Raw genomic sequence first — 13,987 nt, 5'->3', positions numbered from 1 at the left:
CCGTCGGACGGCACCGGTGTCCGTCCGGATCAGAAGCCTTCCAGCACGATCTTGCCCTTGGCCTTGCCGCTTTCCAGCAGGGTGTGGGCGCGGCGCAGGTTGGCGGCGGTGATGCGGCCGAAGTGCTCGCCGACCGTGGTCTTCAGGGTGCCGTCGTCAATCAGACCGGCCACCCGGTTGAGCAGCTTGTGCTGTTCGAGCATGTCGGCGGTCTCGAACAGCGAACGGGTGTACATGAACTCCCAGTGCAGCGACAGGCTCTTGCGCTTGAGCTTGGTCACGTCCAGCGCCTTGGGGTCGTCGATCAGCGCCAGTTTGCCTTGCGGCGCCAGGGCCTCGACCAGTTGGTCCAGATGCTGGTCGGTCTGGGTCAGGCTGGCGACATGGGTCACGTGGTCGATGCCGGCGCGCTTGAGTGCTTCGCTCAGCGGCTGGCTGTGGTCGATCACGTGGTCGGCGCCCAGTGCGCTCACCCAGTCGCGGGTCTGCGGGCGGGAGGCGGTGCCGATCACCGTCAGGCCGGTCAGGCGGCTGGCCAATTGGGTCAGGATCGAACCGACGCCGCCGGCCGCGCCGACGATCAGCAGGCTCTGGCCTTCGTCTTGCGCGCCTTCGCGGATCCGCAGGCGTTCGAACAGCAGTTCCCAGGCGGTGATGGCCGTCAGCGGCAGGGCGGCGGCTTCGGCGAACCCCAGGGACTTGGGCATGTGGCCGACGATCCGCTCATCCACCACATGCAGCTCGCTGTTGGCCCCGGCCCGGGCGATGGATCCGGCGTAGAACACCTTGTCGCCGGCCTTGAACAGGGTCACTTCGCTGCCGACCGCCTTGACCGTGCCGGCCACGTCCCAGCCCAGCACTTTCGCCGCGCCGCCTTCCGGCGCCACGTTCTGGCGGACCTTGGTGTCCACCGGGTTGACCGAGATGGCCTTGACTTCCACCAGCAGGTCGCGGGGGCCGGGGACCGGTTCCGGCAGTTCGATGTCTTGCAGGGATTTCTCGTCGCTGATCGGCAGGGACGCGTAATAGGCGATGGCTTTCATGAGGGGCTCCGTGAAAAGGGCAGGGGATCAGGCGATGGCGCGCAGGCGCTTGAGTTCGAAGTGTTCGAGGAACTCACCGGCCTGCGCCCGGAAATGCTGGATGTGGGCGCTGGCATCGTGGGCCTGGAGGGCTTCGTCGCTGGCCCAGCGTTCGATCATGTAGAAGGCCAGCGGGTTGGCGAGGTCCTGGTGCAGGTCGTACTGGCTGCAGCCGGCCTCGGCGCGGGTCGGTGCGATGAGGGCGCGCAGGTGCTGTTCGAGGGCCTCTTGCCGGCCGGGTTTGGCGATCAGGGTGGCGATGGCGGTGAAGGGCTGGGACATGTTCGGCTCCGCAAGCGTGATGTTTTCGATGGGGTGGATCATTGGCTATTTCGGTGCGCGATAAAACCGGCTAAAAGAACAGTCTCTTTCAATGTTTTATTGATAATCGAGGTCATGATGCTGCGTTTCGATGACTTGCAGCTGTTTGTGCGGGCGGCGGACCTGGGCAGCCTGTCGGCGGCGGCCCGGGTGATGGACATGTCCGCCGCGGTGGCCAGCGCGGCGCTCAAGCGCATCGAGCGACAGTTGGGCGCTCGTCTGCTGGCGCGCTCCACCCGCAGCCTGCGCCTGACCGCCGAGGGCGAAGGGTTTCTCGAATACGCCCGGGCGGCGCTGGGGAGTCTGGATGAGGGCCGGCGTTTGCTGGCCAGCGGGCAGGATCAGGTCAGCGGTGTCTTGCAGTTGTCCGCGCCCTCGGACTTCGGCCGCAACCTGCTGCTGCCGTGGCTCGACGAGTTCCAGCGCGAACACCCCAGGCTCACCGTGCGCCTGTTGCTGGGCGACCGCATCGCCGACCTGTTCCGGCAACCGGTGGACATCGCCCTGCGCTACGGCGAGCCGGAAGACTCCAGCCTGGTGGCGCTGCCCGTCGCCGCCGACAACCGCCGCGTGCTGTGCGCCGCGCCGGCCTACCTGAAGCGGTGCGGGGAGCCGCGCCATCTGGAGCAACTGGCGCAGCACAATTGCCTGTTGTACATGCTCGGCGGCCGGGCCCACGACCACTGGACCTTTCACGACGGCAAGCGCGAGGTCGGGCTGACCGTCAGCGGCGACCGCTTCAGCGACGATGCCGACGTGGTGCGCTTGTGGGCAGTGGCGGGGGCGGGCATCGCCTACAAGTCCTGGCTGGATGTGGCGGCGGATGTCGAGGCCGGACGCCTGCGGGTGCTGCTGCCTGAGCTGCTGTGCGAGCGGGCTCCGCTGAATCTGCTGTGCGCCCATCGCGCTCAGTTGAGTAAGCCGGTGAACCTTTTACGGGTGATGCTCGCCAGCCGATGCGCGGAAGTGGGTAGCCGGTTTCCCGCTTTGCGCACGATTGATCATTAGTCGCAGGCAAATAGAGAAATTTCCCTCAGGATCAATCACCACTCCAGCCCGTCCCGGCGCGGGACGCGGCGACCATCGCGCTTATACTAACGCTCGCCTCGTGCCTGTCCGGACGTTTGCGCGAGCGGTCCGCTGCACGGCGGCCGGCGCGCCTTGGCCGTCGGTCCTTGACCGGTCAAGATGCCCGCGGGCAGTAGTCGAATCGATTCAACAGGGAGTGAATACATGGAACATGCACCTTGCATCAGCCAGATCGCCGCGTTGCTGGCCGATCCCAAGCGCAGCGCGATGATGTGGGCGCTGATGGACGGTTCGGCCCGGCAGACCGAGGAACTGGCCCTGCTGGCAGGGCTGTCGCCGTCTTCGGCCAGCGCGCACCTGACGCGGTTGTCCTCCGGTGGTCTGTTGAAGGTCGAGAACCGTGGGCGCAAGCGCTTTTTCCGCCTGGCGGCGCCGGAGGTCGGGGCCGCGATCGAGGCACTGGCCAGCGCTTCGATCGCCAGCGCCCCCCGGGACATTCCGCCAGCGCTCACCCGCACCGCTCCGATCCTGCGGCCGCGACCGGCCCCGTCGCCGCTGCTGCGCGCGCGCTTCTGCGATGACCACCTGGGCGGCACGCTGGCCGCCGACCTGTACCAGAGCCTGCTCGATGCCGGCTGGATCGAGCAGCTCGAGCAGCGGGTCGCGGTCACCCACAAGGGGGCCACGCAACTGGCGGCCCGGGGCGTGTTCATCCAGGCCCTGGCCCATCGCAACGTGCAGGTGGCCTGCGCGTGTCCCGACTGGAGCGAACGCCGCCCGCACATGGGCGGCTCGCTTGGCGCGGCCTTGCTCCAGCTGTTCATGCAGTCGGGCTGGCTGATGCTGCTCAACGAGTCCCGGGCGCTGCAGCTGACGGCGGCGGGGCAGCGGGAAATCCATCGTTTTGTCCGCGAGCCGGAGCTGGAGATGGCGTAGCGATGGGTTCCCGCAGGTCAGGCGTCAGGGTTTCACCAACCGCGCGTCCAGGCTGTTCTGCGCCAGGCGTTTGGCCTGGTCCTGGGTCATGCCCAGGTGGGTGTGCAGCGCGTGGAAGTTCTCGGTGACGTAACCGCCGAAGTACGCCGGGTCGTCCGAGTTGACCGTCACCTTCACGCCGCGCTCGAGCATGTCGAGGATGTTGTGCTGGGACATGTGGTCGAACACGCACAGTTTGGTGTTCGACAGCGGGCACACGGTCAGCGGGATCTGCTCGTCGATGACCCGCTGCATCAGGCGCTCGTCTTCGATGGCGCGCACGCCGTGGTCGATGCGCTGGATCTTCAGCAGGTCGATGGCTTCCCAGATGTACTCCGGCGGACCTTCTTCGCCGGCGTGGGCGACGGTCAGGAAGCCTTCGCTGCGGGCTCGGTCGAACACCCGCCGGAACTTGCTCGGCGGATGGCCCATCTCGGAGCTGTCCAGGCCCACGGCCACGAACGCATCGCGAAACGGCAGCGCCTGGTCGAGGGTCTTCTGCGCTTCGTCTTCGCTCAGGTGGCGCAGGAAGCTCAGGATCAGGCCGCTGGTGATGCCCAGTTGCTGCTCGCCGTCCTTCAGGGCGGCGGCGATGCCGTTGAGCACAGTCTCGAACGGGATGCCCCGGTCGGTGTGGGTCTGCGGGTCGAAGAACGGTTCGGTGTGGATCACGTTCTGTGCCTTGCAGCGCAGCAGGTAGGCCCAGGTCAGGTCATAGAAGTCCTGGGAGGTGCGCAGCACGTCGGCGCCCTGGTAGTACAGGTCGAGGAATTCCTGCAGGTTGTTGAAGGCATAGGCCTTGCGCAGGGTGTCGACGTCGCTCCACGGCAGGGCGATCTTGTTGCGTTCGGCCAGGGCGAACAGCAGCTCGGGCTCCAGCGAGCCTTCGAGGTGCAGGTGCAGCTCGGCCTTGGGCAGGGCGTTCAGCCAGTCGTACATGGTCTTTTCTCATCAGGTGCGGATGGCGGGCATTCTACAGATGTGCGCCGCAACAGATGGCAAAACCTGACCGGGCGATCATCGTGCGGCTTGGGTAAAACGGTGGCAGTCAGCCTGCTGGCGGGGCGCCAATCAAGGCAGCCGAGGGCAGGAGCAAGAGCCCCCGCCCTGGATGCCCCCGGATCAGGCGCCGGCGATCAGTTGCCGGGCCGCCTGGCTGTGGTCGGCGATCAGGCCCTTGAGGTCCAGCCCTTCGACCTGGCCGTCGATGACCCGCCACTGGCCGCCCACCATCACCCGGTCGGCCCGGTCAGCGCCGCACAGCAGCAGCGCCGACACCGGGTCGTGGCTGCCGGAGAACCTCAGCTCATCGAGCTTGAACAGCGCCAGGTCGGCCTGCTTGCCCACCGCCAGCTCGCCGATGTCGGTGCGCCCCAACAGGCTCGCCGAGCCTTTGGTCGCCCAGCCCAGCACCCGTTCCGGGGTGATCTTTTCGGCGCCGTAGCGCAGGCGCTGGATGTACAGGGCCTGACGCGCTTCGAGGATCATGTTCGATGCGTCGTTGGACGCCGAACCGTCCACGCCCAGGCCCAGCGGTGCGCCGGCGTCGGTCAGTTCGATGCTCGGGCAGATGCCGGACGCCAGGCGCATGTTGGAGCTCGGGCAATGGCAGATGCCGGTGCCGGCGGCGCCGAGGCGGGCGATTTCGTCCGGGTTGAAGTGGATGCCGTGGGCCAGCCAGGTGCGCGGGCCGAGCCAGCCGACGCTGTCCAGGTAGTCCACGGTGCGCAGGCCGAACCGTTGCAGGCAGAAGTCTTCTTCGTCGAGGGTTTCGGCCAGGTGGGTATGCAGGCGCACGTCGAGCGAGTCGGCGAGCTCGGCGCTGGCCGACATGATTTGCGGGGTCACCGAAAACGGCGAGCACGGCGCCAGGGCGATCTGGATCTGCGCACCGTTGCCGCGCTCGTGGTACTCGCGGATCAGGCGCTGGCTGTCATCGAGGATCACCTGGCCTTCCTGCACGGTCTGCTGCGGCGGCAGGCCGCCGTCCTTCTCGCCCAGGCTCATCGAGCCCCGGGTGAGCATCGCCCGCATGCCCAGCTCGCGGACGCTCTGCACCTGCACGTCGATAGCGTTCTCCAGGCCGTCCGGGAACAGGTAATGGTGATCGGCGGCAGTGGTGCAGCCCGACAGCAGCAGTTCGGCCAGGGCGACCTTGGTGGCCAGGGCGAGCTTCTCCGGCGTCAGGCGCGCCCACACCGGGTACAGGGTCTTCAGCCACGGGAACAGCGGTTGGTTGACCACCGGCGCCCAGGCGCGGGTCAGGGTCTGGTAGAAGTGGTGATGGGTGTTGATCAGGCCCGGTAGGATGACGTGCTCACGGGCGTCGAACACTTGATCGCACGGCGCGGACGGTCGCTGGCCGGCGGCGAGCGTTTCGGCGATCAGGCCGTCCTGCAGCACCAGGCCGCCACGGGCGTCGAGGTGGTTGGCGGTGAAGATCGCGAGGGGATTTTGTAGCCAGATACGGGTCGCAGGCATGGTGGCCGGCTCCTCTGAAAGTGGGGTTCAGGGTTGCCAGCTCAGTGTTGCCCTGTCTGCTGATCCAGGGTCGCCACGGGGGCGAGGTGCGCAGTGTCGGGCAAAACCGTGTCGCGGGCAAGCCGGATCCGACCGGACAGCTGCCGCCAATGCGGTGACTGCAGAACCCCGTGGGAGCGGGCTTGCCCGCGAAGACGGCGGCACATTCGACAGGAATGCGCCTGCAAGGCCGCTATCGCGGGCAGGGGATCACCAAGGAATGGTCTCGCCCTTGTAGTTGACGAAATGATGGCCGCCCTTGCCGGCGAACGCGTCCACCTGATCCACCAGGCCACGGGTGCTGGTGTCCACGTCGATGTCGGCGCCTTCGCCGCCCATGTCGGTCTTCACCCAGCCCGGATGCAGCGACAGCACGGTGAGCTTCTGCTCGGCCAACTGGGTGACGAAGCTGTTGGTCATCGAGTTGAGCGCTGCCTTGCTGGCCTTGTAGAGGGCCAGTTCCGGCGCGTCGGGCATGGTCACGCTGCCCAGCACCGAACTCATGAACGCCAGCACGCCGCTGCCGTCGCGGATCTGCCCGACGAAGCGCTGGGCCAGGTTGATCGGCGCCACGGCGTTGGTGAAGAACAGCTGGCCCACTTCCGCCAGCGTCGCGCCGCCGGGCGTCTGCACCTCGGGACCCTTGACCCCGGCGTTGACGAACAGCAGGTCGAAGGTCTCGCCCTTGAGCTGCTGGCTGAGGGCGATCACGGCTTGCTGGTCGTCCATGTCGAGTTTCTCGATGCGCACCTTGCCCAGCGCTTGCAGCGCCTGGGCCTTCTGCGGATCGCGGACGGTCGCGGTGACTTGCCAGCCGTCGGCCAGCAGGGTTTTCACCAGGCCCAGGCCCAGGCCTCGGGAGGCGCCGATGATCAGTGCGGTTTTTGCGGACATGAAGGGCTTCCTTGAATGTTCAGGCTCGTGGGTTAAGCGGGCACGCCTGGCCGAGCCGCTGCTGCAGCTCGGCGCGCAGGGCGCCCAGTTCGTCGATGCGGGTTTCGATCAGTTGCAGCTTGTCGCGCAGCAGTTGCGCGACGGCGTTGTCCGGGTCGGGCGCCTGCCACAGCGCGGCGACGCTGCCGCCGATTTCGTTGAGGGTGAACCCTAGGCGCTGGGCGGTCTTGATGTAGAGCACCAGTTGCACCGTCTCCGGCGGATAGTCGCGGTAGCCGTTGGCCGTGCGCAGTGCGGCGATCAGCCCGCGCTGCTCGTAGAAGCGCAGGGTGTCGCGGCTGACGGCGCTGGCCTGGGCTAACTCACCGATGCGCATCTGAGACGTCCCGACAGTGTTTGACCCTGGAGCATACTCCAGGCTTTAGCGTGAGTGCTCCCTCAATTTTCGGAGCATGGACGATGTGGACTTCAACGCAGTATCGCCGCCTGGTGCGCGGCAGTGCCTGGTATGACCTGATCGTGACGGCGGCGTTTGCCACGCCGTGGAGTTTTGCCCTGGCGCATGAGGGTTTGGCGGTGCTGGGTCGGGCGCTGGGTCTGCCCGGAGAACTGCCGGCGTTTGCGCCGGAGCACTTGCTGATGGCGAACCTGTTGGGCTCGCTGGTTTGCGTGTGGGCGGTGCTGCGGATCCGCGATCCGCAACCGATGTACGGGCGGTACGACGCGGTGGCGAGGTTCCCCTTCGCGACCTGGCAGGCCTACGCCTGGGTTAACGGCGCCAGCGCGTTGCTGCTGGGGTTCTTGCTGTTTGAGCTGGCGTGGGGCATCGCCCAGGTGTTGCCTGTGGATAAAGCTGTTTCCTGGCCATCCGGTCAGCGCCACGCTGCGGCAGGGGCCGGCGGCCAGTGAGGCAGAGCGTTCGACCGCAGAAGGCTGCATAAGCCAACGCCACTTGGCGCCGAGGCCATTGATCCGGCACAGGTTTTGCGCTTCGCGGCTTGATCAAAAAATGATCAAGCCAGTGTGAACCTTGCGGAATCGGCGGCTGCGCCAGCCATGAACGGCTTATCCACAGGTTGCTCCACAGTATTTGTGCGCAAGCGCAAACGTCGGGCATAAGCGCCGCCCGGCTTTCTTCCAAAGGTGATAAACCGAGCTAACTGATTGTTTTAGTGTGGAATTTGTTTTTCGAGCGGCAAAGTGGGCGAAAAGTGAACAAATCCCGCAAAGCCCCATGACAGAAGGGTTACAGCGGGATGTGCTCAGGTTATCCACAGGCGGGCCCACAGCCGATGTGGGCAACTGTACGGAATAAGCGGTCAGGGTGCGCGACGCCTCGATAGGGCTCAGCGCTGGAGCACGATCCGCCCGCGGCTCAAATCGGCCAGTTGCGTTTGCAGTGCCTCGATCTGCGCCGGCCCGACGGCGAGATTCAGATCGACCCCGTTGGCGGTGAAGTGTTCTTCCGTCACCCATCCGCCCGATTCCGCCACCCGCAGTTTCACCAAGGCCAGTTCGCCGAAGGCGCAGGCGCAGCGCAGCGGCACGCGGCTGACCAGCTCGGTTTTCGCCGCCGCCTGCAGGCACTTGTTGGCCCCGCCGCCGTAGGCCCGGGCCAGACCGCCGGTGCCTAGCTGAATGCCGCCGTACCAGCGGATCACCAGCACCGCGACCCGGTCGCAGTCCTGGGCCTCGATGGCCGCCAGGATCGGCCGGCCGGCGGTGCCGCCCGGTTCGCCGTCGTCGTTGCTGCGGTACTGGTCGCCGAGTTTCCAGGCCCAGCAATTGTGCGAGGCGTTCAGGTCGCTGTGCCGTTCGATGAACGCCTGCGCGTCGGCGGGGCTGTCGATCGGTGCGGCGAAGGTGATGAAACGGCTTTTGCGAATCTCTTCGCGGTATTCGCAAAGGCCGCTGAGGGTGAATGGCATAAGCGTCTTATAAAGAAGGAGTGAGGCCGCAACCTTTGAGGATGATGCGGATGAGGTGGTCGCCGGCGTCTTCCATGTCCTGTTTGGTCAGTTTGCTGCGGCCGGTGACCCGGCAGATCTGCGTGGCGAAGTCGGCGTAATGCTGGGTGCTGCCCCACAGCAGGAAGATCAGGTGCACCGGATCCACCGGATCCATCTTGCCGGCGTCGATCCAGGCCTGGAACACCGCCGCCCGGCCCTGGAACCAGGCGCGGTAGTCCTGGTTGAAATACTCGGTCAGGCATTCGCCGCCGCTGATCACTTCCATGGCGAAGATCCGCGAGGCCTGCGGCTGGCGCCGGGAGAATTCCATCTTGGCGCGGATGTAGCGGGTCAGCGCTTCGGCCGGGTCGTCGTCGGCGGTGAGGGTGTTGAAGGTGCTGTCCCACAGCTGGAGGATGTTGCTCAGCACCGCCACGTACAGCCCCAGCTTGTTGGTGAAGTAGTAATGCAGGTTCGCCTTGGGCAATCCGGCCTTGGTGGCGATGGTGTTCATGCTGGTGCCTTTGTACCCGTGACGGGCGAACTCGTCTTCGGCGGCTTTGATGATGGTCTCTTCGTTCTTCTGACGAATGCGGCTGGCGGGCTTGCCGCCATGGGCTGGGACTTCAAGGGTCATAGGCGCTTCCGGTTCGGTTTTGTTGGGGCAACCAGTGGCGTTGATAGCGCACCCGCACCGCCCAGACAAGAGCTGATGCGATAAAACCCCTGTAGTCGCCAGCCTGCTGGCGATGGCGCCGGGGCGCACGGGTTTCAGCGCGTGGCCGCCAGGCTGTCGAGAAAGCTCTCAAGCACCAGATGCGGGCGCCGCCCCTTGCGTGTGACCGAGGCCAGGCTCAGGTCATAGAAGCGGCTGCCCGCCTTGAGCGCCCGTAGGCGACCCTGCTGCACCCAGAGGCTGGCGTAGTGATCCGGCAGGTAGCCGATGTAGCGCCCGGTGAGGATCAGGAACGCCATGCCCTCGCGGTCCGAAGCGCTGGCGGTGCAGTTGAGCGCCTGATAGTGCGCCTGGATCTCTGCCGGCAGGCGGAAGGTCGGGGCGATGGCGTCCTGGCTGTTGAGGCGTTCGTCGTCCAGTTGCCTGTCGTCCACATAGAACAGCGGATGACCGACCGCGCAATAGAGCAGCGAGCGTTCGCTGTACAGCGGCTGGTACTCCAGCCCCGACAGCGCGCTGGCCTGGGGCACCACGCCGACGTGCAGGCGGCCGTCGAGCACGCCTTGCTCGACTTCGTTGGGGGCAATCATGCGGATCTGGATCTGCACGTCCGGCCCGCGCTCCTTCAATTGCGCCAAGGCATGGGTGATGCGCATGTGGGGCAGGGTGACGAGGTTGTCGGTCAGACCGATGATCAGCTCACCGCGCAAGTGCTGGTGCAGGCCGTTGACCTCGGTGCGGAAGGTTTCCAGCGCGCTCAACAGTTGCAGCGCCGACTGATAGACCTCCCGGCCTTCTTCGGTCAGGGAGAACCCGGCGCGCCCGCGTTGGCACAGACGCAGGCCGAGGCGCTGCTCAAGGTCGCTCATCTGCTGGCTGATCGCCGAGCGGCCGATGCCGAGCACGGTCTCCGCCGCGGAGAACCCGCCGGACTCGACCACGCTGCGGAAGATGCGCAGCAGGCGGATGTCAAAGTCGCTGACCTGGGCCAGCGGATCGGGGCGGCGGCTGCTCATGTTCAAAGGCTCAATGTTTAGCGGTGTTCTAACTGAAAGTTAGAAAAGTTGAATTTCACCGACTTTATCGGCGTGGCAACGTAGCTGCAACAACGACTTTCATCTCCCTGCCGCTTATCGCCCTGCGAGGTTTTGCCCATGAACATGCCTGAAAACGCGTCGTCGCCACTGGCCAGCCAACTGAAGCTGGACGCGCACTGGATGCCGTACACCGCGAACCGCAACTTTCAGCGCGATCCGCGCCTGATCGTCGGCGCCGAGGGCAGCTGGCTGATCGACGACAAGGGCCGCAAGGTGTACGACTCGCTGTCCGGCCTGTGGACCTGCGGCGCCGGGCACACCCGCAAGGAAATCCAGGAGGCGGTCGCCAAGCAGTTGGGCACCCTCGACTATTCGCCTGGCTTCCAGTACGGCCACCCGCTGTCGTTCCAGTTGGCGGAGAAGATCACCGCGCTGACCCCGGGCAACCTGAACCACGTGTTCTTCACAGACTCCGGCTCCGAGTGCGCCGACACCGCGGTGAAAATGGTGCGTGCCTACTGGCGCCTGAAAGGCCAGCCGACCAAGACCAAAATGATCGGCCGCGCCCGTGGCTACCACGGCGTGAACATCGCCGGCACCAGCCTGGGCGGCGTCAACGGCAACCGCAAACTGTTCGGTCAGGCGATGATGGACGTCGACCACTTGCCGCACACCCTGCTGGCGAGCAATGCCTTCTCCCGCGGCATGCCGGAGCAGGGCGGCATCGCCCTGGCCGATGAGCTGCTGAAACTGATCGAGCTGCACGATGCTTCGAACATCGCGGCGGTCTTCGTTGAGCCGCTGGCCGGTTCCGCCGGCGTGCTGGTGCCGCCGCAGGGTTACCTCAAGCGCCTGCGCGAGATCTGCGACCAGCACGGCATCCTGTTGGTGTTCGACGAAGTGATCACCGGTTTCGGCCGTACCGGCACCATGTTCGGCGCCACCACGTTCGGCGTGACCCCGGACCTGATGTGCATCGCCAAGCAAGTCACCAACGGCGCCATCCCGATGGGCGCGGTGATCGCCAGCTCCGAGATCTACCAGACCTTCATGAACCAGCCGACCCCGGAATACGCGGTGGAATTCCCCCACGGCTACACCTACTCGGCGCACCCGGTGGCCTGTGCCGCCGGCATTGCGGCCCTCGACCTGCTGCAGAAGGAAAACCTGGTGCAGAGCGTGGCCGACGTCGCGCCGCACTTCGAGAACGCCCTGCACGGCCTGAAGGGTTCGAAGAACGTCATCGACATCCGCAACTATGGCCTGGCCGGCGCGATCCAGATCGCCGCCCGCGACGGCGACGCCATCGTGCGTCCGTTCGAGGCCGGCATGGCGCTGTGGAAAGCCGGGTTCTACGTGCGCTTCGGCGGCGACACCCTGCAGTTCGGCCCAACCTTCAACAGCAAGCCGCAAGACCTCGACCGTCTGTTCGACGCGGTCGGCGACGTGCTGAACAAGCTCGACTGATTCTTCCCTCTATATAGACCTACAAACGGCAGGCACCCGGTCACGGGTGCCTGTGGACAAATTCAGGAGTTCCCGATGAGCGTTATCCCGCATTTGATCAATGGCGAACTGGTGACCGAGAACGGTCGCGCGGTCGATGTGTTCAACCCGTCTACCGGCCAGGCGATCCACAAGCTGCCGCTGGCCAGCCGCGAAACCATCCAGCACGCCATCGACGCGGCCAAAGCCGCCTTCCCGGCCTGGCGCAACACGCCGCCGGCCAAACGCGCCCAGGTCATGTTCCGCTTCAAGCAACTGCTGGAGCAGAACGAGTCGCGCATCGCCCAACTGATCAGCGAAGAGCACGGCAAGACCCTGGAAGACGCCGTGGGCGAGCTCAAGCGCGGCATCGAGAACGTCGAGTTCGCCTGCGCCGCCCCGGAAATCCTCAAAGGCGAGTACAGCCGTAACGTCGGCCCGAACATCGACGCCTGGTCAGATTTCCAGCCGCTGGGCGTGGTGGCCGGCATCACGCCGTTCAACTTCCCGGCCATGGTGCCGCTGTGGATGTACCCGCTGGCCATCGTCTGCGGCAACTGCTTTATCCTCAAACCGTCCGAGCGTGACCCGAGCTCGACCCTGCTGATCGCCCAACTGCTGCTGGAAGCCGGCCTGCCCAAGGGCGTGCTGAGCGTCGTGCACGGCGACAAAGCAGCGGTGGATGCACTGATTGAGGCGCCGGAAGTCAAGGCGCTGAGCTTCGTGGGTTCGACCCCCATCGCCGAATACATCTATGCCGAAGGCACCAAGCGCGGCAAGCGCGTGCAGGCCCTGGGCGGGGCGAAGAACCACGCGGTGCTGATGCCGGACGCGGACCTGGACAATGCGGTCAGCGCACTGATGGGCGCGGCCTACGGTTCGTGCGGCGAGCGCTGCATGGCGATTTCGGTGGCAGTGTGCGTCGGCGACCAGGTGGCGGATGCCCTGGTGGCCAAACTGGTGCCGCAGATCAAGGCGCTGAAGATCGGCGCCGGCACTTCCTGCGGCCTGGACATGGGGCCGCTGGTGACCGGCCAGGCCCGCGACAAGGTCAGCGGTTATGTCGATGACGGCGTTGCGGCAGGGGCGACCCTGGTGGTCGACGGTCGCGGCCTGAGCGTACCGGGGCACGAAGAAGGCTTCTTCCTGGGTGGCTGCCTGTTCGACAACGTCACTCCCGAGATGCGCATCTATAAAGAAGAGATCTTCGGGCCGGTGCTGTGCATCGTTCGGGTGAACAGCCTGGAAGAAGCCATGCAACTGATCAACGACCACGAATACGGCAACGGCACCTGCATCTTCACCCGCGACGGGGAAGCGGCGCGGCTGTTCTGCGACGAGATCGAAGTCGGCATGGTCGGCGTCAACGTGCCGCTGCCGGTGCCGGTGGCCTACCACAGCTTCGGCGGCTGGAAACGTTCGCTGTTCGGCGACCTGCACGCCTACGGCCCGGATGGCGTGCGCTTCTACACCCGGCGCAAGGCGATCACCCAGCGCTGGCCGCAGCGTTCGAGCCATGAAGCCTCGCAGTTCGCGTTCCCTAGCTTGTAAATAGAGGGAAAAGAAGGCCGACCTCGAAGAGGTCGGCCTTCTTGTTTTTGGGGTGTTTTGATCGATATGACAGAAATATGAAAAAGGTGTTGACGGCAGATTTCAGTTCTCTATAATTCGCCCCACTTCCGGCGCAGTCGAAACGGAAAACTCCTTGAAATTCAATGAGTTATGAAGTTTTCGGCAGCGGATCGCTTCAGTTCAGCGAAGCCCGGAGGGAGTCGAGGAGGGTGGCGTTGTTTGGCCCTTTCGGCGTTTCGATCCTCCCGGTCGAAAGCGGAGAAAAGAGGTGTTGACAGCAGCGTGCAACGCTGTAGAATTCGCCTCCCGCTGACGAGAGATCGAAAGCGCAAGTGGTTGAAGTTGAAAAAGAAATTTTGAAAACTTCTGAAAATAACCGCTTGACAGCAAATGAGGCTGCTGTAGAATGCGCGCCTCGGTCGGGACGAAAGACTTGACCAACCGCTC

14 protein-coding genes are annotated in these 13,987 nt (G+C 65.2%); 5 read left to right on the top strand and 9 right to left on the bottom strand.

Translation table 11 applies throughout. The annotated features are described in order from the left end of the window. Nucleotides 1–29 precede the first annotated feature (29 nt). Nucleotides 30–1,043: a zinc-binding alcohol dehydrogenase family protein gene (locus KVG96_RS21200; protein WP_217893785.1), complete on the bottom strand. Its 1,014-nt coding sequence runs from the start codon at nt 1,041–1,043 to the stop codon at nt 30–32. Between the two features lie 27 nt (nt 1,044–1,070). Beyond that, nucleotides 1,071–1,364: a putative quinol monooxygenase gene (locus KVG96_RS21195; protein ID WP_085582959.1), complete on the bottom strand. Its 294-nt coding sequence runs from the start codon at nt 1,362–1,364 to the stop codon at nt 1,071–1,073. A gap of 117 nt (nt 1,365–1,481) precedes the next feature. On the opposite strand from KVG96_RS21195, the gene vimR reads away from it, so the two are divergent. Next, nucleotides 1,482–2,411: a transcription regulator VimR gene (gene vimR, locus KVG96_RS21190; protein ID WP_217893784.1), complete on the top strand. Its 930-nt coding sequence runs from the start codon at nt 1,482–1,484 to the stop codon at nt 2,409–2,411. Between the two features lie 225 nt (nt 2,412–2,636). Next, the gene (locus tag KVG96_RS21185; RefSeq protein WP_085582610.1) at nt 2,637–3,368 is read left to right on the top strand and encodes an ArsR/SmtB family transcription factor; all 732 of its coding nucleotides are present in this window, start codon (nt 2,637–2,639) and stop codon (nt 3,366–3,368) included. 24 nt (nt 3,369–3,392) lie between these two features. On the opposite strand, the gene KVG96_RS21180 is transcribed toward KVG96_RS21185, so the two are convergent. From KVG96_RS21180 to KVG96_RS21165, 4 genes are all read right to left on the bottom strand, one after another. Continuing rightward, a complete protein-coding gene (locus KVG96_RS21180; protein ID WP_217893783.1) occupies nt 3,393–4,346 on the bottom strand; it encodes an adenosine deaminase in 954 nt (317 codons plus the stop codon). A 183-nt stretch (nt 4,347–4,529) separates the two neighbouring features. Further along, nucleotides 4,530–5,888 carry an 8-oxoguanine deaminase gene (locus KVG96_RS21175; protein ID WP_217893782.1) on the bottom strand — a complete coding sequence of 453 codons (1,359 nt, stop codon included), beginning with the start codon at nt 5,886–5,888 and terminating at the stop codon, nt 4,530–4,532. A 249-nt stretch (nt 5,889–6,137) separates the two neighbouring features. Then, nucleotides 6,138–6,821 (bottom strand): SDR family oxidoreductase, encoded by a 684-nt coding sequence (locus tag KVG96_RS21170; RefSeq protein ID WP_217893781.1) that lies wholly within the window; start codon nt 6,819–6,821, stop codon nt 6,138–6,140. Nucleotides 6,822–6,840: 19 nt separating this feature from the next. Then, nucleotides 6,841–7,197 (bottom strand): MerR family transcriptional regulator, encoded by a 357-nt coding sequence (locus KVG96_RS21165; RefSeq protein WP_217893780.1) that lies wholly within the window; start codon nt 7,195–7,197, stop codon nt 6,841–6,843. An 83-nt stretch (nt 7,198–7,280) separates the two neighbouring features. Between KVG96_RS21165 and KVG96_RS21160 the strand changes: the two genes are divergently transcribed. Then, the gene (locus KVG96_RS21160) at nt 7,281–7,730 is read left to right on the top strand and encodes a hypothetical protein (protein WP_217893779.1); all 450 of its coding nucleotides are present in this window, start codon (nt 7,281–7,283) and stop codon (nt 7,728–7,730) included. Nucleotides 7,731–8,167: 437 nt separating this feature from the next. Here KVG96_RS21160 and KVG96_RS21155 read toward each other — a convergent pair whose 3' ends face one another. The 3 genes from KVG96_RS21155 to KVG96_RS21145 form a co-directional block, all read right to left on the bottom strand. Continuing rightward, a complete protein-coding gene (locus KVG96_RS21155) occupies nt 8,168–8,749 on the bottom strand; it encodes an IMPACT family protein (RefSeq protein ID WP_217893778.1) in 582 nt (193 codons plus the stop codon). Nucleotides 8,750–8,756: 7 nt separating this feature from the next. Then, entirely contained in the window at nt 8,757–9,407 is a 651-nt protein-coding gene (locus tag KVG96_RS21150; protein ID WP_217893777.1) for a TetR/AcrR family transcriptional regulator, read from the bottom strand. A 134-nt stretch (nt 9,408–9,541) separates the two neighbouring features. Beyond that, nucleotides 9,542–10,462, bottom strand: a complete 921-nt coding sequence (locus tag KVG96_RS21145) for a LysR family transcriptional regulator (protein WP_217893776.1) — start codon at nt 10,460–10,462, stop codon at nt 9,542–9,544. Nucleotides 10,463–10,600: 138 nt separating this feature from the next. On the opposite strand from KVG96_RS21145, the gene aptA reads away from it, so the two are divergent. Beyond that, complete coding sequence (gene aptA / locus KVG96_RS21140) at nt 10,601–11,950, top strand: omega-aminotransferase AptA (RefSeq protein ID WP_217893775.1); 1,350 nt, start codon at nt 10,601–10,603, stop codon at nt 11,948–11,950. 75 nt (nt 11,951–12,025) lie between these two features. Next, on the top strand, nt 12,026–13,519 hold the full coding sequence (locus KVG96_RS21135) for a CoA-acylating methylmalonate-semialdehyde dehydrogenase (protein ID WP_085640943.1): 1,494 nt from the start codon (nt 12,026–12,028) through the stop codon (nt 13,517–13,519). Nucleotides 13,520–13,987: the final 468 nt, after the last annotated feature.

The sequence above is a fragment of the Pseudomonas ekonensis genome, assembly GCF_019145435.1.
Taxonomy (GTDB): Bacteria; Pseudomonadota; Gammaproteobacteria; order Pseudomonadales; family Pseudomonadaceae; genus Aquipseudomonas; species Aquipseudomonas ekonensis.
Note: the sequence above shows the minus strand (reverse complement) of the source record. Positions and strands in the feature narration are given on the sequence as shown.

What these genes read in the sequence shown, in the direction of transcription:
- KVG96_RS21200 (WP_217893785.1), bottom strand. Translation starts at nt 1,043, where the DNA reads ATGAAAGCCATCGCCTATTACGCGTCCCTGCCGATCAGCGACGAGAAA.
- KVG96_RS21195 (WP_085582959.1), bottom strand. Translation starts at nt 1,364, where the DNA reads ATGTCCCAGCCCTTCACCGCCATCGCCACCCTGATCGCCAAACCCGGC.
- vimR (WP_217893784.1), top strand. Translation starts at nt 1,482, where the DNA reads ATGCTGCGTTTCGATGACTTGCAGCTGTTTGTGCGGGCGGCGGACCTG.
- KVG96_RS21185 (WP_085582610.1), top strand. Translation starts at nt 2,637, where the DNA reads ATGGAACATGCACCTTGCATCAGCCAGATCGCCGCGTTGCTGGCCGAT.
- KVG96_RS21180 (WP_217893783.1), bottom strand. Translation starts at nt 4,346, where the DNA reads ATGTACGACTGGCTGAACGCCCTGCCCAAGGCCGAGCTGCACCTGCAC.
- KVG96_RS21175 (WP_217893782.1), bottom strand. Translation starts at nt 5,888, where the DNA reads ATGCCTGCGACCCGTATCTGGCTACAAAATCCCCTCGCGATCTTCACC.
- KVG96_RS21170 (WP_217893781.1), bottom strand. Translation starts at nt 6,821, where the DNA reads ATGTCCGCAAAAACCGCACTGATCATCGGCGCCTCCCGAGGCCTGGGC.
- KVG96_RS21165 (WP_217893780.1), bottom strand. Translation starts at nt 7,197, where the DNA reads ATGCGCATCGGTGAGTTAGCCCAGGCCAGCGCCGTCAGCCGCGACACC.
- KVG96_RS21160 (WP_217893779.1), top strand. Translation starts at nt 7,281, where the DNA reads ATGTGGACTTCAACGCAGTATCGCCGCCTGGTGCGCGGCAGTGCCTGG.
- KVG96_RS21155 (WP_217893778.1), bottom strand. Translation starts at nt 8,749, where the DNA reads ATGCCATTCACCCTCAGCGGCCTTTGCGAATACCGCGAAGAGATTCGC.
- KVG96_RS21150 (WP_217893777.1), bottom strand. Translation starts at nt 9,407, where the DNA reads ATGACCCTTGAAGTCCCAGCCCATGGCGGCAAGCCCGCCAGCCGCATT.
- KVG96_RS21145 (WP_217893776.1), bottom strand. Translation starts at nt 10,462, where the DNA reads ATGAGCAGCCGCCGCCCCGATCCGCTGGCCCAGGTCAGCGACTTTGAC.
- aptA (WP_217893775.1), top strand. Translation starts at nt 10,601, where the DNA reads ATGAACATGCCTGAAAACGCGTCGTCGCCACTGGCCAGCCAACTGAAG.
- KVG96_RS21135 (WP_085640943.1), top strand. Translation starts at nt 12,026, where the DNA reads ATGAGCGTTATCCCGCATTTGATCAATGGCGAACTGGTGACCGAGAAC.